The organism is Paraburkholderia sp. J67, assembly GCF_905220265.1.
GTDB lineage: Bacteria > Pseudomonadota > Gammaproteobacteria > Burkholderiales > Burkholderiaceae > Paraburkholderia.
This window is the reverse complement of the sequence record NZ_CAJMZK010000001.1, coordinates 700,017-725,875: the sequence shown is the minus strand read 5'-3', so window position 1 is coordinate 725,875 and position 25,859 is coordinate 700,017. Positions and strand designations below refer to the sequence as shown.

Here is a 25,859-nt window from a genome sequence, read left to right as displayed (position 1 = left end):
TACTTGACTGTAGAGCGCCAGCAGCCTAAAGTGTGATCACGGTACACCACGGAACAACGCGGAACAACAAGGGGCTCGCATGGCCAAGAATATTGCTTCAGTCTCAACAACGCCCGGCCGCCCGGGCTTCAGCATCAGCTTCCGGCATCCGCTGAAGCTCGACTCCAAGGGCAAACCGGGACTGAAGATGCGTCGCGGCCTCGGTACCGACGACAAGGCCAAGGCTGAAAGTCTGGTTGCCGAGATGAACCAGCTCCTGCAGGACGAAGCATGGTGGACGGCAGCGAAGCACCAGGATGCGCTGCAGGCATTCGATCCCCGCATCGTGGCCGCCTTTTACGACGGCATCCAGGCGGGCATGGCTGACTCGTTCGCGACCCGCGACAGCATCATTCCCCTGCCCGGGAAAGCCGAAGGCTACGCGCGCACGCTGTTCGTCGGCACGACCGGTGCCGGCAAGACCTCGCTGCTGCGCCATCTGATCGGATCGGACCCCGAACTCGACCGCTTCCCCTCGACCTCGACGGCGAAGACCACCGTGTCCGACATCGAGGTGATCCCGGCTGCAGGCGAATTCCGGGCCGCGGTGACCTTCTTCACTGAGCCCGTCATTCAGGCGAACATCGAGGACTGCATCCTCAACGCCTGCGCGGCGGTGTGGGACAAGTTCCCCGAAGACAAGATCGCCGATCGCTTCCTGCATCATCCGGACCAGCGCTTCCGGCTGAGCTACCTGCTCGGTTCGTGGCGCAAGAACCTGCCCGCCGAGTCCGCGGCAGACGAGTGGGATTTCGGTACGCCGGATGACGCCGCAACGGCTGCGGCCAACAGCGACGAAGCGGTCTCAGGCGCAGACGCCGAAGCGCTGCAGGCCAAGCTGGTGGACTATGTCGGCCGCATCACGAAGCTGGCCGCGGCGAAAGCCAAGACCATCGGCGACGCGCTGCTCCCCGATCCGCACGCGGCAACCGCCGAGGACCGCGAAGCCGCCCTCGAGATTTTTCAGGGGGAGCTGTTCGACGACGAGCAGTTCCACGAGATCGTCCATGACGTGCTGGACGAAGCGCGGCAACGCTTCGAGGCGCTGAAAAGCGGCGAGCTGACCTATCACGGCACCAGTGCGAAGTGGCCGATGATGTGGGTCTACACGACTGGTGACCGCGCCGAGTTTCTGAAGCAGGTACGCTGGTTCTCAAGCAACTTTGCGCCCTCGTTCGGCAAGCTGCTGACGCCGCTCGTTGACGGCATCCGCGTCATGGGTCCGCTGTTTCCAACCTTCACCGACTATCAGGCAAAGGTCGTGCTGCTCGACGGGCAGGGGCTCGGCCATACGCCGGACTCTTCAACGAGCGTGACGACACACATCACGCGCCGCTTCTCCGAGGTCGATGCGATCCTGCTGGTGGACAACGCCGAGCAGCCCATCCAGGCCGCCGCCCAGTCGGTGCTGCGTGCGGTCGCATCGAGCGGCAACAACAAGAAGCTGCTGATCGCCTTCACGCACTTCGACCAAGTCAAGGGCCTCAACCTGCCGACCTTCGCGGACAAGCGCGCACACGTCCTAGCCTCGGTGCACAATTACCTGTCGAAACTGAAGGAGGTGCTGAACGCGCCTATCGTGACTGCGCTGGAACGGACGATCGACGACCAAACCTTCATGCTCGGCGCCCTCGACGGGCCTAGCACCAAGCTGCCGCCTGGCGTCAAGGCGCAGCTCAACAAGCTGATCGCCTTCGTCGAGAAGTCGGTCGAACCGCCGCCCGTGCCGGACGCGAAACCGATTTACGACGCCTCGGGTCTCGGCTTTGCTGTGCAGCGTGCCGCGGACAGCTTTCAGAAGGCGTGGGCTGCCCGTCTGGGCCTGTCGATCGGCGCGACCCTGCCGGCCGAGCACTGGACCCGGATCAAGGCGCTCAATCGCAAGATTTCGACCGAGATGGGCGTCGAGTACGACTCGCTGCGCCCCGTCGCCGATCTGGTCGGCCGCATCACCGAAGAGGTCGCGAATTTCCTCGACAACCCGATGGAGTGGTCGCGGTCACCCGACGATGCCGACGAAGCACAGCAGGCCATCGCGCCGATCCGTCAGGTCGTGTTCAACCGCCTGCACCAGCTTGCCCTGCAGCGCCTGATCGACAAGCATCTTGAAGACTGGCGGCGCGGCTTGGAGCATAAAGGCAAGGGTTCCGCCGCGCGCCGTGCCAGTGACATTCGCGGCATCTACGAGCTTGCCGCGCCCGTCCCGGGCACCGTCAACACCGCGCCGGCCATCGAATTCATGCGCGGCGTTCGCGAACTGGTTCGTGCGGCCGTCGAAGAGAACGGCGGGGAGCTGCGCCCGTGAGCCGCTGCCTCACCGCCCTAGTGATCGGCAACGCGGACTATGCGGATGCCGGCGTACTCAAGAATCCGGGAAACGACGCCGAGGACATATCGGCCAAGCTGGACGACTGCGGCTTCACCGTTGCGACCAAGCTTGATTGCACCCACATGCTCAGGCATTGCTTTCAACCTGCCAAGGGCCGGCAAAGTGAGCTTCATCGAGAAGGTCCTCATGGCTGACAACCACTTTTGGCGCCTCCGGTGGTTCGAGCGCCGTGACAACAACTTCGTCTGATCTGGAGGAGATATCGTGGCTGAATACGAGGACGTGCTGCCGCTTGAGGGCATGGCTGCGCCACTGCGAGCGCGCCACGAGCTGAGGCAGATGTTCGAGCGTTGGCTGCCTCGATCGCGGCAGCCGCGGGTCATCCTCAACCCGGAGGGGATGGTCGACGAGCTAAGTCTCCTCGATGTCAGCAGGCACTACCGGCTTGAATACGCCGGCGGTGCCGAAGACGTCGCCACCGCGTGGGATCGTTCCGAAGAGCGCATTGCAGACGGCGGCCCCGACTTCGGCGAGCTCGTCCGCCTAGGGTGGGTGTTTTTTGACGGAGGCCGCTGGGTCATGCAAAGCACGCCAGCGGGTGCGCACAGCGACATTAGCTATCCGAGCCCAAGCACACAGTCGTTCTTGGAGGGCTTGCGCAAGGCTCGATTCATCCCGAAGGAGCAAGCACCCTCGCCGGATGCCGAAGCCCTCGTTGCCCTCATCGCACTTGAAGGATGGCTGGACTCGCAGATTCCCACGCGAGACCCGGACTGGATTGCTGCACGCCTGTGGGAGCGCCTATGCCCGCGGCCGGCCGCGCGCGCTGAAGAAGTTGACGAGGCGAGCACACCGGCGCAGGCGATGGACCCGGACGCCGGGGAAGTTGACAGGGCTTTCTTAGAATGGTCTACGTGGTGCGATGTCCTTCGCTGCAGCGGTCGATGGGACATCAACTGGGGCACAACCCAGACGCAGTACTGCCGCGAGGCCGCACATCGAGTTCTACAGCGCCAGAAGCTTTGGAGAACCTGGGACGACGATGCTGCTCGCTACGCGGACGTGCTCGAGAAGACGTTTGCGATACCGCTCGACCGGTTGAGATTTTCGAGGCTGCCGACGAAGCCAGCGCCCCGGACGCTCGTGGCTCGCGTCGACTGGCTGGGCATGATGGAAATTGAGCATCTCATGATGCATCGGCTCGGTGCGAGCACGGTCAGCTTCGCACTCGAGCTACTCTGCTCTGAACTCGAGAAGACCGGTAGCGGACCGAATGTTAGGCATCGCGCTGCAACGTTTCTATCGTTCGCCGCCGCTCACCCTTTGGCGATGCAAAAACTGCTGTACCGAGTTAATGTCGTACCCGCTCTGTTGGTGGACATGCTAATGGACCCGCTGGTCGTGAGCCTAGGCGCGAGGCTCATCATCGAGTGGCGGTCGGGGTCGGGACGCGACAGTGACCGAATTATTCGCCGTGAAGCGCAGACCAAAGCGTATGCAGTTGAGGATGCGCTGTCGCTCCTAGCGCATCAACTGAAGCAGGGCACGCTTGACCTCGAAGAATGCGCGGGGTTGGTCACCTGGTGCTACGCTGGCGTTCGCGGGCGAGCGGTCGCCGATTCGAGGCGACTTGTCGGCCGCCAGCTTCTCGGGCTGCTCGCGAAGGAAGTTGGCGAAATTCAGTCTGAGGTTCTACAGCACCTCATCGACCAAGCGGCCTACGAAAACAATGTTCCCCGCGCAAACTTCGCAGCGGTACTAGCCGGATTGGAGTGCCTCCAAGACGCGCACTCCGACGCCTCGGCAATCGTCGACCTGTACGCGAAGTTCGCACGTGACCTGCATCTGGATTGGACGGACGCGGATAGCTTGTCTCCGGAACTCGCTGCGCGGCTCGTCGCGACGGCGCTTGCTCAGGCGCCGACCAAGCGAGACTCGCTTTTAGTACCGTTCGATAGCGCGAAGCTCTTGCGGGAGACGGCGGGGGAGGAAAAGCTCTCTGTTCGCACAAACATCGCCAAAACGCTAAGAGAGCACGTGAGGTTGCTCGCCCGTGCGGTAGCCGGTTGGCCAAAAGGGGACGTGCCAGCGGAATTCGGCGACCCATTCTTGGCGCTCGTCTCGCGCAGCACAATTGAGCATGCCGAGAAGGGACGGATGGGGGTACTCACGGATAGGTACAGCCCGAACCGCTTTCTCGCGTGTGAGCACGGGTCGCCAGCGAAGGATCTCGCGGCCGCGTGGCGGCGGCTCGACAGCTCTCGGCAGAACGTTTTGCTTCAATCGCTCGCGCAATCTGACGATCCGGTGTTGCTCGCTGAACTCTGCCAGCATCTGCCCTCTGCAGCGAAGGCGGGCATCCAAGGGAGGCTGCGACAGTTGAAGCCAGAGGAAGCGTCGACGCTCTGGACCTGGACTGAACTGCAGCGACGTATCGAATCGCTGCTGGCCGCCGGGGAATACGGACTCGCGCGAGAGCACTTCGACGACGCGGCGGAGGACATCGACCGGGCGCCCTCCCAGTTCCGTCTGGCCCTGTTCAATCTCAGTCTTCAACTTCTGATGAAGGAGAAAGACTGGTCGTCCCTCGATGCTGCGGTGATTCCGTCAACATTGGATGTGTCTGCGACTCGCCAAGCTCACGACCACCTGACGTTCTACAGGGCCACGTCGCAGTTGCTGCGCCCGAACGGCGAATTGGCACAGGCGCGGGCGGCGCTCTTAGGGCTGGCAGCGCGCCCAGGTGCCGCACCGGCATACCGGGAGAACATGTTCGCAATTGCCATTCAACAGCTATTGGCGCCGACCCTTCATCCATTGGTCGGCACGGAAAAGGTGGCTGGCGAACAACTGCTCGCTGAGATCAACGCAGCGGTCTCTCCGGACGAGAAGATTGCTGGCAACAATTTGCTGGCCAACCGTGCGCTGCTCTTGCTCGCATTGCAGAGACCCGAGGACGCCATGAAGAGCATCGCCGCGCGCCGCGCCGAGGCGCCGGGCGTGGACCTAGACATGGTTACTGTGCTCGCAAAGATCGCGCTCGGGCATCGCGGCGAGGCGATGGCGATATTGGACGCGGCTCTCACGGAGTTCGGCCCCGACGACCGGCTGGTTGCGCTCAAGAACGACCTCGAAGCCGGCGCGCCCACGTCCAGCGTCACGTCGGCAGCGGTTAACGTGGATCCGATCTCGTCGATTCGAGCTGCCCTCCAGCAGCTGTCCGAGTTGCCACCTTCGCTGGTTGGAGAGGTGCTAGGTCCTTCCGGCGGTGGCATGCGAGGCTACATGGTGCGGCAAGTCTCACGCGCCGTAGCTTCGCTCCAGCACATGGGGGCGATGCTTCGTGACAGAAAGAGCCCAGGTAACGAGGCGAGGTTCGAGAACGACCTCAATACCGCCGTTCGAGAGGTTCTTGGGGCGTCGCTCGCGGTGGCAAAGTGGGATGTCGGCGACCAGTCGCTCGGCGGGTCAACCTCAAATGGAAACCCCGGAGAGCGAGACGCCGTTGTCCGCGTGGCCGGTCAGGAAATCTGCATTTACGAAGCGCTCGTTTGTTCTGGCCTCAATCGGAGTTATATCAAGCAGCACTTCGACAAGTTGCTTGCATACGGCGTTTGCGACGTTTATTTCCACGTTACGTACTCCTACGCCGCTGAAGTCAAACCCATCTTGGACTATCTCCGGCACATGCTTGAGAGCGAGGTGCCGGCCGGACTCGCGTTTCTAGGGTGCGAATCTCTGGGCACCCCTGACTATGAGACCAGCGGCTATATCGCGACTTACCGGGTCGACCACCGGGAGGTCGCGGTGGTATTCCTGATCGCGGACCTCCACGTGCCCGGACAAGGCTCGCCCCCGGTGGCTGCTCCTGTGGCCCAATCGATACTGACGGCGGGCGGGCAGACGGCTTGACAACCGAGGTCTGCGTTGCCTCGGCTAGCCTCTCGTGGCGCCGAGTTCTTGAGCGCGACGACTGTCGTCCGAAACACGATCTAGGGCAGCCTTCGTCGTGTATCAGAGGGTCGGTTGTCTGAGTGGAAGAGACGTTCGAATGTCCGCACGCGCCGGGGATGAGTGGCCGCTCCTCGCCGCACGCAGGCTCATGCGATTTGCATCGATGCGCCAGCTAGTGATTCAACTGGCCGGCTCAACCCGACCCTGAGCGGTCAGTCAGGTTGCTTGATAGCAGCCATTCAGCAAGTACCTGCTGGCGTTAGCGACCCGTATCGTCCCTACAGGGGAGCGCGTCAACGTTGCAAGTGCATCCTGAACAACGGAAGCAGTTCTCGATAGAGAGCAACGTATCTATCGGTTCCGACATGCCGAGATGCGCGAGCAACGAAGAATAACTCGTTCCGCAACTCATCCAACGTCTGTCGCGGCTTTTGTTTTGCGAGAGCCGAGGAATTCTCGAATGAGCCGTATCGTTCATACCCGTTGAATGACATCGCAAAAGCAAAGATAGCCTTCGCATCCTCGGGGTCAGGTAAATCCGCTTCATGTGCCAGCGTTGCCATATCGAGAGGCCGGATAGGTGGTAGACAGAATCTATTGTTACCAATCTTCAAGGCGCTGTCGACTGACCGCTCTTGGCCGATGGCCGCCCGCCGCGGACGGTGCAGGTGGGATGTGCGATCTGGGCTAGTTGAACAGTTGGCGCGGAGGAGGATGGGGTTTCCAGCATCCTCTCGAAGAAAAGGGGCTGCACACGATGTGCCGCCCCTCTTGCGAAGTCGATTATTTCGGCTCGACTGCCCAGAAGGTCCGTGTATTTGTGAATTCGCGAATACCTGCCGATGCGAGTTCCCGTCCGTATCCTGACTTCTTGGTGCCTCCGAATGGTACGCGTGCGTCGGAAGCAGTCATCGAGTTGATGAACGCGGCGCCGGTCGTCACACCCTTGGTGATCGCGAGAGCACGTTGCCTGGAAGCCGACCAGACGCTGATCGAAAGACCGAATTGCGTTGCGGACGCAAGACGGATTGCATCGGCGTCGTCTTTCGCCCGTGCCACGACTGCCACTGGGCCGAACGTTTCTTCATCAAACGCTGCGATGCCAGGACCAGAAACCGCCAAAACCGTGGGCGCGTAGAAGCACCCGGGGCCGTCGATTGAGGCGCCGCCTGTCAACAGCGAAGCGCCCGCGGCGACGGAGCGCTGCACCTGACTGTCCAGCATATCGCGCAGATCGCCGCGCGCGAGCGGGCCCATTTGCGTTTCGGCAGCGGTCGGGTCACCGACCTTGAGTGCCTTGACCTTTGCGACGAATTGCTCGGTGAATGCGTCGGCGATCGATTCTGAGACGATGAAGCGCTTCGCGCATACGCAGCTTTGGCCAGCGTTGTTGAAGCGCGCTTTGACAGCGGCCTCAACAGCACGGGGAAGGTCTGCGTCGTCGAGGACCACGAAAGCGTCCGAGCCACCAAGCTCTAGCACCGACTTTTTCGAGGCACGGCCAGCGGCACTGCCAACAGCCGCACCAGCGCGATTCGAGCCGGTGAGGGTGACCGCAGCAATACGATCGTCGCTGATCAGTTTCTCGATAAGCTGGGGTACTTCCGGTTCCGCCACGACGAGCGTCGTGACGAGGTGCTGCGGGAAGCCTGCTTCTACGAAGATCTTTTCGAGGGCTAGTGCGGATCCCGTCACGTTCGGGGAATGCTTTAGAATCACGCCATTGCCTGCGGTGACAGACGGTATGGCAAAGCGCATAACTTGCCATACCGGGAAATTCCACGGCATGACCGCGAGTACAAGTCCGATCGGCTCGTAGCTGATCCAGGTGTCGACGCCGTCGATGTCTACCTTCTCGTCACCGAGGTAGCGTTCAGCATTGTCAGCGTAGTAGAGCGCCGTGACTGCCGACTTTTCGACTTCACCAGCAGCTTCCGCGATGACCTTGCCCATCTCCATCGTCGTGAGTTGGCTCAGCGCCTTGCTTTCTCGACGAAGCACTTCAGCGAGACGGCGAACTGCGGTCACGCGCTCATTCAGGGGCGTCTTGCCCCACGCGAGTGCAGCGGCGTGGCCACGCTCGACGGCTTCTTCAACTTGCTGTGACGACCAGCTCTCATACGTTGCGATGGTCTGGCCGTTGAGCGGGTTGACGGTGGTGATGGATTGCGTCATGACATTGGATCCTGTCGTCTATGGAAACCGGCCGCACTAAAGTTGCGGCTGGTAGGCCATCAGGCGTGGTGAAAAAGTTGCGTGCAAATGGTGTTGACCTGGCTGCCTTTGACCACACATCGGTCAGCGGCCTCGCGCCACTTTGCAAAGTGAGGCGCGGCGCGGTGAGCGTCGATCGCGGCCTCGTTCTCGTAGAGCTCGTAGAAGAAGAAGTGGTGCGGATCCTTCGTGTCTTGAGTTACGTCGAAGTACTTGCAGCCAGACTCGTCATTAAACGTGCGAGCGGCGTTTTCCTTGATAGCGGCGAGAAATTCTTCCAGGCGCTCGGGATAGACGTTCACCGAGACGATAAGAGCGAGCATTTTCAGTTCCTTTTTGGTCAGGCGTGAGCTGGAACCGGCAAAGCGGCGCCGGTCTCGTTGCTGAGCGTTTCAAGGCTCTTCCAGGTGTGGTCGGCGATCGTGATGCCTTCCTTGCGAAGCTTTTCCGTGTTGCGATCTTCGATTTCGCCCGGGAAAAAGATTTCGTCGATGCCGTGAGCCTTGGGGGTGTTTTTGATCTCGTCGATCAGCGTTTCCATTCGCTGCTCGAATTCAGCGATGGGCATCATGGATTTGATGTCGATCGTCAGCAGAAGATGCCCGCAGCCACTGGGCTTCGTTGCGTCGTACGGGCCAACGACATCGGAGCCGAAGTGGCTTCCTGTCAGCACGCCTGCGAGCACATCCATCATGAACGAGATGATGTAGCCCTTGTGACCGGCCATAGGCAGGATCAGACCATGCACAGCCTTGCTGGCGTCGGTGGTCGGAACACCATTTTCGTCGGCCGCCCAGTTGTCGGGGATTGCTACGCCGCGCTCTGCAGCGAGGTAGATTTTGCCGCGCGCGACTGCGGTATTTGCGATATCCATCACGGCGACGCCGCGCTTGCCTCCCGGGGCTGCAATCGACCAGGGATTGGTGCCCACAGCCTTTTGCTTGCCACCCCAGGGTGCCATCGCCGGGCTTGCGTTTGTTGCGAGGAGTGCGACGCAACCAGCTTCGGCCGCCATGCGCGTGAAATACGCGGCTGTACCGAAGTGATTTGAATTGCGTACACCGACTGCACTAACGCCAAACTCGCGTGCGCGTTCAATGCCAAGCTCAACGGCTCGTGTGGTCAGGATCTGACCAATGCCATGGTGACCATCGAGCACCGCTAGGGCGCCGCTATCAATGACGCGTTCTGGTTTGGTGATCGACTTCATTACGCCGGTGCGCAGGCGTTCGACATACCACGGCAGACGCAGCATGCCGTGCGACGAGTGGCCCCAGAGCTCTGCTGTGACGAGACTGTCAGCCAAAAGGTGTGCATCGTCGCGGGGGACGCTCAAGGATTCAAGAACGGCTGTACCGAACTGGGTGAGCCCTTCCGCTTGAACGGTGATAGGCATGTGTATCTCCTGGTGTTGCCGAAATATCTTGCGACACGGTGACTGCCGGGCGGCTGGTTTGCATTGCGATGGAAGGCAGGAGCAATCAGACGTCGAACTTGTATTCGGTAGGCAGCACCGTAAAACGGTTGTGATTAACGCTTGCCGTGCTCGGAGGAGACCGGGTTGGTCTGGCCCGAATCCGTCAGGGTGCGCGTTGCCTCGGGCGTTGCGTAGATCCAGAGGATCTTCATCGGATTTGTTTTCGAGAGATTGCGAAAGCGGTGATTCACGTTCGGCGGGATGAACGTGACATCCTGCGGCTTGAGTTGGTACTCAAGGCCGTCGATATCCATGATTGCTTCGCCCTCAATCAGCACCACGCTTTCCTGGACGTTGTGGCTGTGAAACGGGATTTCCACGCCCGGATCGAAGGACGTGTAGCCAGTGATGAAGCTGGTCGTGCCGACGTCTCGCGTTACGAGAGGCGTGGTGCGTGCGCCGCCGCCGCGTTCGTGCGTGGGGAGCGTTTCGGGCTTCAACAGGCTTGCGCCCGACGGGGTCTTCGTGGTCATGCTACGTCTCCGGTCAGAGTGTGGGGAGCGCCGCGGCGCCGTGGCGCTGGCTGATTGGGCGAGGCAGGCCACCGGTTGGTGGCTCGCATGGCACCACCGCAGGGTATGGGTCTAGCATGAAGCCTGCCTCTAGATCGCAGTATAGCGTTTCATGATCATAAAACGCAATTCAAAACGCGCGGTCTCAGTGTTTACACTGCTTCGGCAGGCCTATACCTTACAGGCCTGAATATTGCCTAGCGGCGACTAGCGGGATTGCATTATTATGCTACAGGATGCGATTTCGCAGCATGCAGGTCTTCCGCGTCGTGCTATCGCTTGGTGTGGCGCTATTTATGGGGATGCTCTCATCTCACCAATGAGAGGCTTGCCGAGGCGGACTGCCGAGGATACCGGGATAGCGCTGGTTTCGAGAGGCTGACAGGATCTGTTGCCGATCTAATTATCAGTCGGCCTTCTGGCGGTGCCCGCACATGAAGGGGGCAGCCAGAACTCAAGCGAACGACACTCAAGTTAACGATCGGTCAGCCGTAAGCCCGGATGAGACCAATGTTCGGTTGGTTGTTACACAATAATTGATAAGGACTGCAATATATGTTTTCGCGTTTTACCATCAGTGCGCGAATCGGATTTGCCATGGCAATTCTTGGACTTCTTCTTGTCGGAATCGGGGCTTTCGGGATGATAGGCATGAGGGTGAGCAATGACGCAAACCGGAAGACATACGCAGTCCAGATGCCGAAATCAATAGCGGTCGGAGAGATGATGATCTTTGTCGGACGTCAGCGCACAACACTCGACCGCGCCGCAATCCAGCTTGATTCCAGTGACGCTAAAAGCATGTATGCGATGGAAAACGGGCTACGTGAGGCAGCCGGGGCGGCCTGGAATCGCTACCTTTCCTTTGCGCGCGACGCACAAGAGGACCAACTGGCATCGGATGTCACAAGGGAATACCAGACGATTGAGCGCGAACTTGGTCGGTATCGCGACGCGACGTCCCGTGGCAATCGGGAGGAAGTTGTACGACTAAGAGGGGGGCTTGGTCAGGTGTACATGCACATGCAGAGTGCGACAGATGCGCTGAAAGCATATCAGCTGAAGCAGGCGCGGGCGGACTACGAAGAAACCGAGCGTGCATATGAGTGGTTCTTGGTGGGCAGCGTGATGGTGATTGCGCTGGGTGCGATAGCGGCGCTTTTTAGCTGGTTTTATCTGCGGCGTGCAATTCTCGAACCAGTAAACGAGGCGATTTCTCATTTTGAGGAAATTGCACGCGGAGATCTTAGTCGCGAAATTGTCGTTCGAACGAGCGACGAGTTAGGGCGCATGATGAAAGGCCTTGTGGCAATGCAGGGCAGCCTGATTCGTACTGCCGTGTCATTACGCGAAGGCAGTGAAGCTATCGCGACTGCAACACGAGAGATAGCGGCAGGAAACGCCGATCTTTCGGTACGGACAGAGTCTCAAGCGGCATCGCTCGAAGAGACAGCCGCGAGCGCGGAGGAACTCGCTGGAACGGTTAGCCAGAATGCAGAAAATGCGGCGCGCGCGAGCGAGCTGACGTCTTCGATGGCGCAGATAGCGAGGAAGGGTCATGAAGTCGTCGCTCGTGCAGTGTCGAATATGGGGGAGATCAGCCGCAGTTCGTCCGCAATTTCCGAAATCACAACGATCATCGAAGGGATCGCATTTCAGACCAACATACTTGCGTTGAACGCCGCTGTAGAAGCAGCGAGAGCTGGTGAGCAAGGACGAGGATTCGCGGTTGTAGCTGGTGAAGTTCGGACGCTTGCGCAGCGATCCGCTGTTGCAGCCAAGGAGATCAAGGAACTCATCGCCGCCTCGACTACCCGCATCGATTCCGGCGCGGCGCTTGTGACGGAAGCGGGTGGAGCAATGACAGAAGTAATCTCATCCATTGAGCGCGTCGACACGCTTGTCGCTGAGATTGCGGCGGCGTCGAGCGAGCAAAGCAACGGGCTTGGGCAGGTGAGCGCCGCTGTCAATGCCATGGATCACGCGACACAGCAGAACGCTGCATTGGTCGAAGAGGCAGCGGCAGCGGCACAAGCGCTGCAGAGTCAGGCGAGTATGCTTGCCGAGACTGCATCGACTTTCACTCTGGTGAGTGATCGGTAACGCATGCTGTTCGCGAGCAGCGAACAATCCACATTGATCAGTGTTGCCATTCGACGTATGGCCCCCCCGGTCGCTGACATGATGGGCTCGAAATCGATACATCGGGATATTGCGATCTGGTGCGGCGGGCAGGGTATCGAGATTCACTTGGCTTGAAACGGAGTGCGTTTAGTTGGGAGATCAGATCATTGTCACAATATGGCGCGACGGTGCTTATTTGCTGCGATGTCGAGAACTATTTGCGAAGGGCGTTAAATTGCGGTCGACTGGAGCTTTGGCTGTTTTCAGCTTTCGTCAGCGCTTCAAGGTAAATTGTCGAAACGTCGGTTCAACACGCTTCGGCGATTGTGTGCGTCCTCACGCCACATCTTGCTACGTTGCTGTAGCGCCGCGCCGGTTCTCTTTCCCTGCGCACTCCGTTCTAAGCCCGACGAGGCTCTCGTGTTGAAAGGGCGTACACTACCGGCCTAAGCAAAAGCACAACCATCTGATTCGCGGCAGATAATTCATGGACTATTTCGCTGCAGTACGGGCCTTTGTTCGCGCAGCGGAGCTGAAGAGCTTCAGCAAAACGGCCAATGAACTGGCCGTCAAGACATCGACCATATCGCGCTACGTGAGCGAGCTGGAAAGTGACCTGGGCATCGCCCTGTTCAACCGCTCGACACGCGGACTCGTCCTCACAGAAGGCGGCCGGCTGTTTCGTGAACACGCTTTGCTGGCGTTGCAGGCACTCGATGACGCGCGCGAAGTGACATCGTCTCTTAATCGCACCCCGCAAGGCGCGCTGCGCGTGACAATCCCCCCCGCCTTCGGTCGCCTGCATATCGTGCCGCATCTGCCAGCCTTCATGGCCCGCTACCCCAGCATCGACCTCGACATCGTCTCGACGGATCAAACGCTCAACATGATCGACGTGGGCATTGATGTGGCGATACGCACTGGCGTGCTGCCCGATTCTTCATTGATGGCGAGGCGCCTTGCACCGCATCGTCGTATCGTCTGCGGCAGTCCGGAGTATTTCGAGCGTCACGGCACGCCCCGTGTCCCTGACGACCTTGGCGCGCACGATGCACTTCGCTTGCCCCTGGTGCCGGACGACAGATGGTCTTTCACGCGAGTTGCCACTGGTACGCAAGCGTCACAACAACAGGAACACGTGCTGGTACAACTGCAGGGGCGATTGCGCGCCGACGACGCGCAAGCCGTGCTCGCGCTCGCCGTGGCCGGCTGCGGCGTGGCGCTCATTCCAACGTGGCTTGCGTCTGCAGCGCTGCGCGAAGGACACCTGCAGCACGTACTCCCGGAATGGGAGGCACGCACCGGACGAGCCGAACCTGCGGTCTGGGCTGCCTACCCGCCGAAGAAAATCGTCTCGTCGAAAGTGCGCGCCTTTGTGGACTTCTATGCCGATGCGTTTGGCGAGCCACCGTACTGGGACGAGGGCCTCGCACGCTAGCGTCGGCCTTAACGGGCGAAGCGGATGTCCAGCGTGCGCAGGTAAGTCTGCAAGCCCGCATCCTGGATAGGAATTACGTAGGCGTTTTCGTTCGTTTCATTGAAATGCGCATGCCAGTATCCAGGCGGAGTGACGAAGGCCATTCCCGATTCCCAATCGACGCGGGTCGGATTCACGATATTTCCGTCGCTGTCCAGTTCCGTCCCGACCAGCGTATAGACACCTGGCTTGCCGCCTGCGATGAAGTCGAGTGCAATCGATTGATGCCGATGCGGCTTCTGCATGGAGTTGGGCGGCACGATCCCGAACATCGCCCACAACACATGAGTGACCGTGCGCGTCTGTGGAAAATTGGCGTTGCCCATCAGCACGCTGATACGGTTGCGACGGCCCGCGTTGGCTTGTTCGGCGACATCGCGCAATGCTGCCTGCGCGCTGGCGGCCGGATAGCGTGTGGGTGCAAATCGCGCCTGCACTCCCGTCGTGCCAAGATAGGCAAGCAGAGGGGCGTCGTTGACGTAGTAGAGCGTCGATGTTGCATCGGCGGCCAGCGTGGCAACATGGCCGCCCGGGAGCGTGAAGAAGTCGCCCATGGCAAAAGGGAAGCGCGTTCCAGCCTGCTCCACGCTGCCCGCACCGCTGATCACGTAGCAGACCTGCGAGGTCGCGTTCGGATCGAGTGTCAACGCATCGCCTGCATTGATGCGCAGGAAATTGGCGCTCAGGCCGGGGCCCGTCGCGGGTCCAGGGCAGCCCAGCTCCGCAGACAGGTCAAGCGGCACGACTCGCGTCGCGCCGTCCGCATACAGCGAAGGCGGGAAGCTGTGGAACGGCACGCGCGAAATGAGCTTCGCACCAATCGGATTGGCGGACGAGGTGTATTCGAAATATTGCGCGTCTTCGGTCACGACATTAAGTTCGCTGGAAAGCTCGGGCGATGTCACGGTCAGCATGGTGTGCTCCTTAAGGGTTTTCAGAGAGCTTCGTGCGAATCCGTTCGTGGAGTGGGGAGCCGCATTCAAAGGCTGACCTGACTCTAGACGCGGCGCCATGGCTCCAGAAGTGCCGGACATCGAAATCACCTTTGCGCAAAAGGTGCAGGGTGCCACCATATCGAGCGATAGCGAGTTGTATAAGCCATCAGGACACATCTTGAGAACAGGTGAATGCGCCGGTTCCACAAGGAACCGGCGATACGCACTTGGCTGAGGGTTTAGAACTTGTGACGAATGCCTAATCGGGCAACGAGCTGGTTGTCATTGCCGGAGGCCGACTGCGTGTTGATTGCGGCAACCGCCGTCTTGCCTGTGGAATCACGCCCAGAGGCATGCTGGAACACGCCGAGTACGTAGACATCTGTGCGCTTCGACAGAAAATAATCGAGACCGAGTGAATACTGGTAGTACTTTGCACCGTCCCTCGCCGTGCCATTTGCCAGCGTCAGGCTGTTACCGTCCGTGTAGTCGAACGCAGCGCCAGCGAGAAATGCAGGCGTAAACTGATATTTGAAGTTTGCTTCGACGTTGTTGAACGTTGCGTTGGTGCCGTGCCGATAGATCGTCGTGCCGTTTGCGCCCAGATTGCGAAAGCTCACGTTCGAATAGGTGACGCCAAACGTTGAAGCGCCTACTGTGTATGCGCCTCCAGCTCCAATCACCTGATACGTGTTCGCGTTAACGAAGCCAGAATAGACCGGGGTAGTGACGGCTGCGGCAGTAGTCGACGACGTGCTGTTGCCGAACAGGCCGCCAATGTTCGACGGCGTGCGCGCGTTGAGGTAGCCAACGCCGAGAACGAGCGGCCCGTTGCTGTAGCCAGCGCCGATCGACCAGATCTGGTTTTGCGAGATGTTTCCCGTTGCGCCGCCGAAGCTATAGGTACCGCCGAAACGCAAACCAGAGTAATTCGCGCTCGTGAATTTGACCGTGTTGTTCGAGCGATAGGCATTGTTGAAGTTGTCAAGATCTCCGGGGTGAGCCGATATATTGCCACCCCATTGATCTCCTGTCTCAAGAGGGCCGACATAGTCGACGACGGAGTCATACTGCCGGCCGAGTGTGACCGTACCAAACTGGCTGCTTCCCAAGCCGACGTAGGCTTGGCGGCCGAACATCAGCCCGCCCTGGCCGAGCTTCCCGTTGTTCACGTCGAAGCCATTTTCGAGCACAAAGAGTGCCTTCAGGCCGCCGCCGAGGTCTTCAGAACCACGAAAGCCGAAGCGGCTGCCTTGCATCACGCCACTGGCGAGGCTGTACAAATGCTTGCCACCGGTGTTGGTGTTGATGTTGAAACCTTCGTCGATGATCCCGTACAGCGTAACGCTGCTTTGCGCATATGCAGAGTTTGCGAAGACTCCCAGGGCAGCGAGAGCGAGAAGTGACTTCTTCATGAAATGATCTCCAGGTTTGCTTTATCGTATTCTGTGCCGCAATTGATTCGTATTACTTAGTATATATCTACGGAGTTCACGAGTCTGGAGCGGCGTGGATACGGATGAATAAACCCGATCAAAGCGTACTCGTGACCGCGTTGCCGAACTACCGCAGTGAATGCATTCTATTGTCACTAAACGCACTAAGTAAATTGATGTGCGCCAGGTGCTTACCCTAGTGGAAAACGAAAGCCACCGCGAATAATGACGTGCGCATTGTGCAGAAGAGGGAGCATTGACGACGTGCGTTGTTACGCTGTGCAAGACGGGCACTCCGTCTCGCAAAAAACTTGGCGCCTGGTTTCGCCGTGTGGCAAGTGGACAACGGTACGAGCGTTTTGGTGGGGCGGTTCGTTTGGAGGGGCAGGCTGTCTAGAAAGGGAAATGACTATCTACACGCAATTTTTCGGATACCGAACGCTATCCAGGCAGGAAAGTGGACTGATCCCGGAGTGTCTAGGTCCCACGTTAGTGACAACGATGCCGATTCGCATGAGTCCGCGACATGGAGTAGCGATCGCACCATGGACGGATGGGAACCACCAGTCCGTAAGCAGCCAGAAAGCTCCGACTTCAGCCCTGAGATTTGAATAGCCCGTTCGGGGGGAAGTTGAATTCGCGCCGCCATGAGGTATGGTAGAGGCCTGTCAAAGTGCATTTAGTGTATATGTAATGCAACAAATGATTCAATCCAGTAGCTGAATGCGGTAGAATTTTGCGCACACTACCCACAGTTCCCCTTTTCTCACGTTGCGTCGATCTTCGTGAATCGGTCGGGTGACGGCCGACGTGCGATCTTTGTGCGAAACCGCAAGCAACTACTCATTTAGTCAGTGGTAGTTGTTTTGTCCGATGTAAAGACGCAAGCCGCATAGGTGTCCGTCACATTCGGCAGACCGTTGAGGTGTTCTACAACCTGGCCGCAAGCAAGGATTGCCGTGTCGAATTTCTCCGGAATCTGGATTCCGCTTATTACTCCGTTCAACAACGGGACTGTTGACCATGGCGCACTTTATGGGCTGGTTCGCCATTATGCCGAGGCTGGCGTTGCGGGACTTGTTGCCCTAGGGACGACCGGCGAGCCCGCATCGCTTAGCGAACAGGAACAAGACGCAGTACTCAACACGATTCTCTCAGCCGCTGGAAGTCTGCCTGTTGTAGCAGGAGTGGGCGGCAATCACATTGAGTCCGTGCTCGAACGCATCGGGGGGCTGAACCTGAAGCCGATTGCCGGAATACTGGTTGCTGCGCCTTATTACGTGCGTCCGGCACAGGCTGGCATTGTGAATTATTTCAGGGCGGTCGCCGACGAAAGCCAGTTCCCAGTAATCCTTTACGATATCCCTTCGCGAACGGGTGTCGAGTTGCAGCTCGGCACGTTACTGGAGCTTGCATCCCACGAGCGCATCGTGGCCGTGAAGGATTGTGGTGGTTCTCTCGACAAGTCGCTTGCGCTGATTCTCGACGGACGTTTGCAGGTCCTGTGTGGCGAGGATCTCGATATGTTTGGGCTGTTATGCGCGGGCGCAAGCGGAGCCATCTCGGCGTCCGCGCATCTGATGCCTGAACGGTTTGTAGCTATGGCGAGAGCGTTGGACGAGGGCCGGCTCGCTACTGCGCGTGGCCTTTGGCATTCACTGGTGCCGATCGTGCGCGCAGCCTTTGCGGAGCCAAACCCTGGCCCAATCAAGGCTGCGATCTCGCAATCTGGCAGAATCAGCAATGAATTGCGTGCGCCTATGACCGTGGTAAGCGCAGAACTGATGGCGTTATGGAGTTCGATTTTAAACGCGGAGTCTTCTCCGCGCCCGCGGTCGGCGCACTGAGGATACAAGCGCTCCTTGGCCAAACTTAATGGCAAGGGCGCTTTCGCCATCCGTGGCTCTCACGACTGCGCAGCTGCCATCTTCGGGCTAAGCGTTGGACGTTAGTTGACTGGAAACCCGCAGTGGCAGACACCGCGGGAGGAAGGGGCGATGAGCACTCCAGTCGATTTTCAGCGACAGGTCATCTTTGGATCTGGAGTCATCGTCCCGGGCCACTGGCCGTGTTGTGAAGCGTCCGTATGCTGTCGCGGACCACTCATGCCCTGGCCGAGACTTTTGTCACTGCTTCCTTGAGAATTGTCAATGCTTCGTTGAGGATCGAGTCGTTCACGGTCAGCGGCGCCAGCAGGCGCACCGTGTTGCGATGCACGCCGCATTTGATCACGAGCAGGCCGTCTTCGCGGCATTGATCGATAACGGCCTGGGCGAAATCGGCGTCGGGCTGGAACGGATCGCTGCCGCGCACGAATTCGAGCGCCGCCATTGGGCCGAGGCCGCGAACGGCGCCGATCGCCGCATGGTCGCGTGCAATCTGTTCAAGGCCCGCGTGGATATTTGCGCCGAGCGCGCGGCCCTTCGCCAGCAGTTGTTCCTCTTCGAACACGTCGAGCACCGCGAGTGCCGCCGCGCAACCCAGCGGGTTGCCGCCATACGTGCCGCCCAGGCCGCCGGGCAGCGGCGCGTCCATGATCTCCGCACGGCCAACGATACCCGAAATCGGCAGACCGCCCGCGAGACTCTTGGCCACGGTGATGACGTCCGGCTGGATGCCGAAGTGCTGGAAGCCGAACATCTCGCCGGTGCGGCCGAAGCCCGCCTGGATTTCATCGCAGATCAGCACAATGCCGTGGCGCGTCGTCAGTTCGCGCAGCGCCTGCATGAATTCCTTGCCCGCCGGGAGGAAACCGCCGTCGCCTTGCACCGGCTCCAGAATGATCGCCGCAACGCGGTCCGGGGCGATCTGCGTGGCGAACAGATCTTCGAGCGAGCGGATCGCATCGGCGGCGCTGAAGTTGCGATACGCGTCGGGGTAGGGCGTGTGATAGACCTCGCCCGCCATCGGTCCGAAATTCTGCTTGTACGGCGTGCTCATGCCCGTGAGCGTCGAGCCGAGCAGCGTGCGGCCGTGGAAGCCACCGCGGAAGGCGATCACGCCCGGCACTTTGCGCCAGGCGCGCGCGACCTTGATCGCGTTCTCGACGGCTTCGGCGCCCGTGGTCGAGAAGAACGACTTGTAGTGTTCGCCATTGCCAACGAGCGTGTTCAGGCGCTCGGCCAGTTGCGTGTAGACCTCGTAGCCGACCACCTGGAAGGCGGCGTGCGTGACTTTTGCCATCTGCTTCTGCACGGCTTCAATCACACGCGGATGGCTATGGCCGATGTTCTGCACGCCAATGCCGCCGACGAAATCGATAAAGCGGCGGCCTTCGACGTCCCACAGTTCCGCGCCTTGCGCTTTTTCGACGAACAGCGGATGAGCGGTGACGACGCCGCGCGGCACGTGATGCTGGCGATGTTCGATCAGGGTTGAGTTGTCGCGGGTCATGTCAGGTTCTCTCTTGATGATTCGGTTACCGCACTCAGACGGTGTTGAGCAAAGGTGAATGAGTCAGGTCACGGGCTAGCTGGCGCGGGCTATGCAGGATCGTCCGGGCCGGTGCGCACGGGTGGGTTCGCATTGGCAATCGCCTGCGCGAGATGCTGCGCCGTGCGGCCAGTGAGCTTGCCGATCTGCGAGCGGCAACTGAAGCCGTCGGCGACCACGATGGCGTCGTGGGGGAGCGCCGCAAGCTTCGGCACGAGCTCTTTTTCGCCGACGGCTTTCGCGACTTCGGCGGTCTTGTGGTGATAGCCGAATGCGCCAGCCATGCCGCAGCAGCCGGTATCGAGCACTCTCGCGCCGAGGTTTTTCTCCGCGCCTGCGCCGCCGCACGCACGCTGATGGCAGTGCGTGTGCACATGCACAGGCGCTGCGCTTGAGCCGTCTTCGGGCAAGGCCTCGGGCAGTTTCAGCCCACGTTTCTGGGCATATTCCGCCACGGTGATGCACGCAGCGGACAGCTTGCGCGCGAGTTGACCGGCTTCGGCATCGTGGCCAATCAAGGCCAGCATTTCGTCGCGGAACACGGAAAGACAACTAGGTTCGAGAATCAGCACGGGCACGCCAGCGGCAATCGGCGCACGCATCATCTCGACGATGTCGAGCAGGTTTTTCTTCGCCTCGTCGAGCAGGCCGACGTCATAGAGCGGACGCCCGCAGCAGACATGACGCGGCGTGAGGCGCGGCGTGCCGCCCGCGGCTTCGACCACGCGCAAAGCGGCGTCAAGCACGGCGGGCGAGAAGCCGTTGTTGAACGTGTCGGTCCAGACCACGATGTCGTTCGCACCGAAGCGCGCGGGCCACGGCGCAATCAGCTTTTTCGCCGCCGCCGTGTCGCGAAAGGCTTGCCGCGCGACGGGCGGGAACGCAGCGCCTGGCGCGAGACCGAAGCGCTGCGAAGCCTTCTTGACGAACGGTTGGCGCATCGCACCGTTAAAGAGCCCGCTCACGCGCGTAGCGACCGGCAGCCATGCGCCGATCCGACCCACCGCCGCTTCCATCAGCGGGCGGCGCCGCGTCTTGTAGTAGCGGTGCAGAAATTCGGCGCGGTACTTCGGGATATCCACGTGCGTGGGGCAATCGTTCTTGCAGCCCTTGCACGACAGACACAGATCCATCGATTCCTTGACGGCTTCGGCGTTGGACGTTTCGTCGATCACCTCGCCGTTGAGCATTTCGAAGAAGAGGCGGGCGCGACCGCGCGTGGAATTGCGCTCCTCGCGCGTGGCCTTAAAGCTCGGGCACATCGTGCCGCCATCCATCGAGCGGCATTTGCCCATGCCGATACAGCGTTCGGTTTCGCGTCCGTAGCCGCGTTCTTCGAGCGCATCGGCGGGTGGGGCATCGCTGGTGTTTTGCGCTGCCATCGGATACGTGAACATGCCTTTCACGTTGCCCTGGCGATACTGCGGCCCCATGCGCAGATTCTCGTCCACCGGCATGGCGTCGATCAGCTTGCCGGGGTTCATCAGCCCTTGTGGGTCCCACAATGCCTTGAATTCGCGGAACGCCTGCATGAGGCGCGGCGTGTACATCAGATGCAGGAATTCGCCCTTGGCCTGGCCATCGCCGTGCTCGCCTGAGAGCGAGCCCTGGTACTTGACCACGAGACGCGCGGCTTCGTCGAGAAACGCGCGCCAGTCGTGCACGCCGCTGGCCGAACGCAGATCGAAGGTAATGCGCGAGTGAATGCAGCCATCGCCGAAGTGGCCGTACAGATTGGTCTTGTAGCCGTAGTGCTCGACGAGCGCGGTGAATTCGCGCAGATAGGCGCCCAGCAGCGCGGGTTCGACGGCAGCGTCTTCCCAACCGACTACCGGGTCCGGTGCGGCAGGATCGCGCGACAGCGAGGTCGCCGACGCGCCGGTTTCACGTATCGTCCACAGCCGGTTCATCAAGGCCGCGTCTTCGACGAAACGCACGCTCGGGCGTTGCGGAAAGTTTTGCGCGGCATCGGCCATTGCACGCGCCTGCGCGATGGCGGCTTCGCGCGTGCTCGCGCCGAATTCGACCAGCAGCCACGCGTCGCCCAGCGGCAGTTCGGCGATATCGTCGAGTTTGAGCCCCAAAGCCTTGAGGCCGCCGACGATGCCCTGGTCAAGCCCTTCCATTGCAATCGCGCCAAGCGGCAGCAGATGCGGCACGCTATCGGCCGCGTCGAAAATCGTTTCGAAGCCGAGTACGACCAGCACGCGCTCGGGCCGACCTTCGACCAGCGTGACCTGCGCGCGCAGCGTCGTGGCGAGCGTGCCTTCGCTGCCGACCAGCGCACGCGCGATATTGAAACCGTTTTCCGGCAGCAGTTGATCGAGGTTGTAGCCCGACACGCGGCGCTTGAGTTTCGGGAAGCCCGCGCGAATATCGTCGGCATAGCGCTCGGCTATTTCGCGCAGACCCTTGACGATGCGCGTGCGTTCGCCGCCTGCTGCGAGATGTTCCGCGTAAGCCGTGTCATCGGTCGGGCCGACCCAGAAGCGCGCGCCGGTTGCCGTCAGCACTTCGAGACGCTCGATGTTCTCGACCGTCTTGCCCGCCATCACCGAATGCGCGCCGCACGAGTTATTGCCGATCATGCCGCCGAGCGTGCAGCGGCTATGAGTAGCGGGATCGGGGCCAAAAGTCAGGCCGTGCGCCGCTGCGGCTTTTTTCAGTTGATCGCACACCACGCCCGGTTGCACGATAGCGTGACCCGCGCCAGCATCGATCTGCTCGATCGCATGAAGATATTTCGAATGATCGATACAGATGGCGGCGTTAACCGCCTGACCGCACATCGACGTGCCCGCGCCACGCGGCAGGATCGCCACGCCGAGTTTCGCGCAGAGTTCGATGGTGGTTCCGAAATCGTCGATCGTGCGCGGAATCACGACGCCGATTGGCGGCTGGCGGTAGTTCGACGCCTCCGACGCATACATCGCGCGCGTGGCCGGATCGAAGCGGATCTCTGCTGTCGTCTGCGTTTCGAGTTGCTGACGCAGCATCAGTATCTGGTTAAGATCCGCAGCGCGGGCATGGGTGTTTTTGGTCATCGAACTTTCTGCGATATATGGCGCGGATGCATCGAGGGCTGTCTCGGCGGGATCCGCTGCAGTACTGGGGATCAAAATCGAAAAGCCGTTCATTGCCGGATCGTTGAAAGTGCTGCTTCCCAGGACACTATGTGCATTGACCTCCGTAGCTGAGGCAACAACACCGACACTGCGCTCGCGCGATTACCAGAGTTAATCAATCAATCGAGCTGCCCCTGGCAGACGTACTTGATGTGCATGTATTCCTCGAGGCCATGCGTCGATCCTTCACGGCCGTAACCGGAATCCTTCACACCGCCGAAGGGTGCGGCTTCGGCGGCGAGTGCGCCTTCGTTGACACCGACGATGCCGCTTTCCAGTGCATCAGCGAGACGCCAGATGCGGCGCACGTCCGTCGAGTAGAAGTAGGCGGCGAGACCAAAAGGCGTCGCATTCGCCTGCGCGATCACATCGGCTTCGGTTTCGAAGCGCGTGATCGGCACGACCGGGCCGAAGGTTTCTTCGCAAGAGCAGTCCATTGACGGCGTCGCGTCGATCAGCACGGTCGGCGCGAAATAGTTCGCCGAGGCGCATTGCTCCGACTGCACGCGCGTACCGCCCACGACCACTTTCGCGCCGTTTTCGACGGCATTGCACACGTGACGCTCGATCTTGTCGACCGCGCGCGCATTGATCATCGGGCCGATCTGCGAACCGGCGCTGGTGGCCGGACCGACAACCAGCGCGCCCACGCGCGCGGCCAGTTTCTCGACGAATGCATCATGCACGCCGGCCTGCACATAGACGCGGTTCGGGCACACGCAGGTTTGGCCGCCGTTGCGGAACTTCGAGATCATAAGGCCTTCGACGGCCGCGTCGAGATCGGCGTCGTCGAACACGATGAACGGTGCGTTGCCGCCCAGTTCCAGCGAAAGCTTCTTGAGCGTGTCGGCGCTGCGGCGCGCGAGATGCTTGCCCACGGGCGTCGATCCGGTGAACGTGATCTTGCGCACGCGCGCGTCGTCGAGCCAGACGTCGACTACGGCGGGCGTGTTTTCGCGCGAGGCGGTGACGATGTTCAGCACACCGGCGGGCACACCGGCTTCTTCGGCGAGCTTGACCAGCGCGAGCGAAGTGAGCGGCGTGTCTTCGGCGGGCTTGCACACGACCGTGCAACCGGCGGCGAGTGCCGGAGCGATCTTGCGCGCGATCATCGCAGCCGGAAAATTCCACGGCGTAACGGCGGCGATCACGCCCACCGGCTCGCGCAGGGCGTACATGCGGCGGCCCGGGACCGGCGCCGGAATGATGTCGCCGTTCGTGCGCGTCGCTTCTTCAGCGAACCATTCGACGTAGCTGGCGGCGTAGATCACTTCGCCCTTGCCTTCGGCGAGCGGCTTGCCCTGTTCGCGCGAAATCAGTTTGCCGAGGTCTTCGGTGTGCGCCAGAATCAGATCGTTCCAGCGTTTGATGATGGCGGCGCGCTGCTTTGCGGGCACCTTGCGCCAGGACGCAAACGCCCGGTGTGCCGCATCCACGGCGCGCTTCGCGTCTTGCGCGCCGCTGTTGGGCACCTCGGTGAACACGGCGTCGGTGGCCGGATCGCTGACCGGGAAGGTGGTGCCGTCGACGGCTTCCACCCACGCGCCGTCGACATAGTTTCGGCCAGGCAGGAGGGAGTCCTTGCTGATATCGAAAGACATTTTGCTATCCTAAGTAGAAATCGCTGGCGGCGAGTTTTGTTGTCGCCTGGGCACGATTGCCAGCGAGCCAAAAAACATTGCCGCCTTAAGCTTCACTCCGTTCTGGAACAGGTCAACGTATTACGTTAGTAACGCAATGTGTGCCGTTTTCACTGTCGCGCAATAAGGCGATTCATTACCAGGGCCACGCGACCGTTCGACCTTTTCCGCTCGAGATGGCGCTTTGGTAGACGAGACGCGCAACCGTGAGGTCCTGTAGAGCGAGTCCGGTCATGTCGAAAACGGTGACATCATCGCGGTTGCGCTCAAACGGTATCTTGCCCTCCAGGACATCGCCGATTTCCGTGCATTTGATGCCATTAACCCATTGGCACTCGCCGATGGTTTGCGCTTGCTGCATGTCGTCGACAAATACGCGCGCGTGTTCGAGGACGTTGGGCGGCAGTTCGCGCTTTCCGGCGGTATCTGCACCGACGCAGGTGAGGTGCGTACCGGGCTTGATGGCTGCCGAATCGAATAGCGGCTGCCCACCTGGCGTCGCGGTGATGATGACGTCGCTCCGGGCGACTGCGTCGTTACGGTCCTTCGCCACACGAATCGTGCATCGATCACGGAACTGCGCTTCGAAGTCAGGTTCTGCTTCGCCGGAATAGCTTACGTAATGAACATCGTGCAGATCCGGCAGGGTGCTAAGTGCATAGGTCAGCTGGATGTGGGCCTGGACTCCCGTCCCAAAGAGGCAAAGCCGCTCACTGTCAGGACGGGCAAAGGCTTTGAGGCCCAACGCACCTGCAGCGCCAGTCCGTGCTGTCGTTATGGCGTTCCCGTCGAGGACGACTTGTGGCCGACCCGTTGCCGGGTTGATCAGGAGAATCGTGGCCTGATGCGGTTCGCTTCCCGCTTGACGGTTAGATGGCCAGAATCCGGCGGCCTTGAAACCCAGCAGATTCTGGTCCGCGACGTCGCCTGCCTTGATTCCAAAGACGCCACCGGTATGCAGCTTCTCCCGAACAACCGGGAACACGCGACCAGCGCGTCGACTGTGGAGTACGAAAGCTTCACGGACTGCACCAAGTACGTCCTCGGTTTGCAAGGCGAATTCGACGGATTCCTTGTCGAGCAGAAGGAGTTGCGCGTAGGCGTCCATAATTTATCAATGAGCGAACAGATGGCGAATATCGGAATGATCTGGCGGGATAGAGCC

At 60.4% G+C, this 25,859-nt stretch carries 16 protein-coding genes; 6 read left to right on the top strand and 10 right to left on the bottom strand.

Annotated features, from left to right (window positions below):
• Positions 1-79: 79 nt before the first annotated feature.
• The 3 genes from U5782_RS03085 to U5782_RS03075 all read left to right on the top strand — a co-directional run bounded on the left by U5782_RS03085 (position 80) and on the right by U5782_RS03075 (position 6,280).
• Entirely contained in the window at positions 80-2,344 is a 2,265-nt protein-coding gene (locus U5782_RS03085; RefSeq protein WP_321887251.1) for a hypothetical protein, read from the top strand.
• Positions 2,341-2,562, top strand: coding sequence for a caspase family protein (locus tag U5782_RS03080; RefSeq protein ID WP_321887252.1), 222 nt, complete (start codon positions 2,341-2,343; stop codon positions 2,560-2,562). The genes U5782_RS03085 and U5782_RS03080 overlap by 4 nt, the downstream gene beginning before the upstream one ends.
• A gap of 70 nt (positions 2,563-2,632) precedes the next feature.
• Positions 2,633-6,280 (top strand): hypothetical protein, encoded by a 3,648-nt coding sequence (locus U5782_RS03075; RefSeq protein WP_321887253.1) that lies wholly within the window; start codon positions 2,633-2,635, stop codon positions 6,278-6,280.
• Positions 6,281-7,105: 825 nt separating this feature from the next.
• On the opposite strand, the gene U5782_RS03070 is transcribed toward U5782_RS03075, so the two are convergent.
• The 4 genes from U5782_RS03070 to U5782_RS03055 all read right to left on the bottom strand — a co-directional run bounded on the left by U5782_RS03070 (position 7,106) and on the right by U5782_RS03055 (position 10,486).
• On the bottom strand, positions 7,106-8,497 hold the full coding sequence (locus tag U5782_RS03070; protein ID WP_321887254.1) for an NAD-dependent succinate-semialdehyde dehydrogenase: 1,392 nt from the start codon (positions 8,495-8,497) through the stop codon (positions 7,106-7,108).
• 59 nt (positions 8,498-8,556) lie between these two features.
• Positions 8,557-8,859: a putative quinol monooxygenase gene (locus tag U5782_RS03065; RefSeq protein WP_321854157.1), complete on the bottom strand. Its 303-nt coding sequence runs from the start codon at positions 8,857-8,859 to the stop codon at positions 8,557-8,559.
• Positions 8,860-8,876: 17 nt separating this feature from the next.
• A complete protein-coding gene (locus tag U5782_RS03060; protein WP_321887255.1) occupies positions 8,877-9,932 on the bottom strand; it encodes an Ldh family oxidoreductase in 1,056 nt (351 codons plus the stop codon).
• A 134-nt stretch (positions 9,933-10,066) separates the two neighbouring features.
• Positions 10,067-10,486 carry a cupin domain-containing protein gene (locus tag U5782_RS03055; RefSeq protein ID WP_321887256.1) on the bottom strand — a complete coding sequence of 140 codons (420 nt, stop codon included), beginning with the start codon at positions 10,484-10,486 and terminating at the stop codon, positions 10,067-10,069.
• A 594-nt stretch (positions 10,487-11,080) separates the two neighbouring features.
• On the opposite strand from U5782_RS03055, the gene U5782_RS03050 reads away from it, so the two are divergent.
• Both U5782_RS03050 and U5782_RS03045 read left to right on the top strand, forming a co-directional pair.
• Positions 11,081-12,628 carry a methyl-accepting chemotaxis protein gene (locus U5782_RS03050; protein ID WP_321887258.1) on the top strand — a complete coding sequence of 516 codons (1,548 nt, stop codon included), beginning with the start codon at positions 11,081-11,083 and terminating at the stop codon, positions 12,626-12,628.
• A 508-nt stretch (positions 12,629-13,136) separates the two neighbouring features.
• Complete coding sequence (locus U5782_RS03045; protein WP_321887259.1) at positions 13,137-14,087, top strand: LysR family transcriptional regulator; 951 nt, start codon at positions 13,137-13,139, stop codon at positions 14,085-14,087.
• Positions 14,088-14,095: 8 nt separating this feature from the next.
• Here the strand turns inward: U5782_RS03045 and U5782_RS03040 are convergent, their stop codons facing one another.
• Together U5782_RS03040 and U5782_RS03035 are read right to left on the bottom strand one after the other, a co-directional pair.
• Complete coding sequence (locus U5782_RS03040) at positions 14,096-15,040, bottom strand: cupin domain-containing protein (RefSeq protein WP_321887341.1); 945 nt, start codon at positions 15,038-15,040, stop codon at positions 14,096-14,098.
• Positions 15,041-15,300: 260 nt separating this feature from the next.
• On the bottom strand, positions 15,301-16,476 hold the full coding sequence (locus U5782_RS03035) for a porin (protein WP_322019391.1): 1,176 nt from the start codon (positions 16,474-16,476) through the stop codon (positions 15,301-15,303).
• A gap of 980 nt (positions 16,477-17,456) precedes the next feature.
• Here U5782_RS03035 and dapA point away from each other — a divergent pair.
• Positions 17,457-18,344 carry a 4-hydroxy-tetrahydrodipicolinate synthase gene (dapA, locus tag U5782_RS03030; protein WP_321887261.1) on the top strand — a complete coding sequence of 296 codons (888 nt, stop codon included), beginning with the start codon at positions 17,457-17,459 and terminating at the stop codon, positions 18,342-18,344.
• Between the two features lie 256 nt (positions 18,345-18,600).
• Here dapA and gabT read toward each other — a convergent pair whose 3' ends face one another.
• From gabT to U5782_RS03010, 4 genes are all read right to left on the bottom strand, one after another.
• Positions 18,601-19,890, bottom strand: a complete 1,290-nt coding sequence (gene gabT, locus U5782_RS03025; RefSeq protein ID WP_321887262.1) for a 4-aminobutyrate--2-oxoglutarate transaminase — start codon at positions 19,888-19,890, stop codon at positions 18,601-18,603.
• Positions 19,891-19,979: 89 nt separating this feature from the next.
• Positions 19,980-22,973: an FAD-binding and (Fe-S)-binding domain-containing protein gene (locus U5782_RS03020; RefSeq protein WP_321887263.1), complete on the bottom strand. Its 2,994-nt coding sequence runs from the start codon at positions 22,971-22,973 to the stop codon at positions 19,980-19,982.
• A gap of 200 nt (positions 22,974-23,173) precedes the next feature.
• Positions 23,174-24,655 (bottom strand): NAD-dependent succinate-semialdehyde dehydrogenase, encoded by a 1,482-nt coding sequence (locus U5782_RS03015; RefSeq protein WP_321887264.1) that lies wholly within the window; start codon positions 24,653-24,655, stop codon positions 23,174-23,176.
• A 175-nt stretch (positions 24,656-24,830) separates the two neighbouring features.
• Positions 24,831-25,802: an ornithine cyclodeaminase family protein gene (locus U5782_RS03010; RefSeq protein WP_321887265.1), complete on the bottom strand. Its 972-nt coding sequence runs from the start codon at positions 25,800-25,802 to the stop codon at positions 24,831-24,833.
• Positions 25,803-25,859 lie beyond the last annotated feature (57 nt).

Coding starts and splice junctions, on each gene's coding strand:
- U5782_RS03020 (WP_321887263.1), bottom strand. CDS start 22,973: ATGACCAAAAACACCCATGCCCGCGCTGCGGATCTTAACCAGATACTG.
- U5782_RS03070 (WP_321887254.1), bottom strand. CDS start 8,497: ATGACGCAATCCATCACCACCGTCAACCCGCTCAACGGCCAGACCATC.
- U5782_RS03010 (WP_321887265.1), bottom strand. CDS start 25,802: ATGGACGCCTACGCGCAACTCCTTCTGCTCGACAAGGAATCCGTCGAA.
- U5782_RS03015 (WP_321887264.1), bottom strand. CDS start 24,655: ATGTCTTTCGATATCAGCAAGGACTCCCTCCTGCCTGGCCGAAACTAT.
- gabT (WP_321887262.1), bottom strand. CDS start 19,890: ATGACCCGCGACAACTCAACCCTGATCGAACATCGCCAGCATCACGTG.
- U5782_RS03055 (WP_321887256.1), bottom strand. CDS start 10,486: ATGACCACGAAGACCCCGTCGGGCGCAAGCCTGTTGAAGCCCGAAACG.
- U5782_RS03050 (WP_321887258.1), top strand. CDS start 11,081: ATGTTTTCGCGTTTTACCATCAGTGCGCGAATCGGATTTGCCATGGCA.
- U5782_RS03045 (WP_321887259.1), top strand. CDS start 13,137: ATGGACTATTTCGCTGCAGTACGGGCCTTTGTTCGCGCAGCGGAGCTG.
- U5782_RS03065 (WP_321854157.1), bottom strand. CDS start 8,859: ATGCTCGCTCTTATCGTCTCGGTGAACGTCTATCCCGAGCGCCTGGAA.
- U5782_RS03040 (WP_321887341.1), bottom strand. CDS start 15,040: ATGCTGACCGTGACATCGCCCGAGCTTTCCAGCGAACTTAATGTCGTG.
- U5782_RS03060 (WP_321887255.1), bottom strand. CDS start 9,932: ATGCCTATCACCGTTCAAGCGGAAGGGCTCACCCAGTTCGGTACAGCC.
- U5782_RS03035 (WP_322019391.1), bottom strand. CDS start 16,476: ATGAAGAAGTCACTTCTCGCTCTCGCTGCCCTGGGAGTCTTCGCAAAC.
- U5782_RS03085 (WP_321887251.1), top strand. CDS start 80: ATGGCCAAGAATATTGCTTCAGTCTCAACAACGCCCGGCCGCCCGGGC.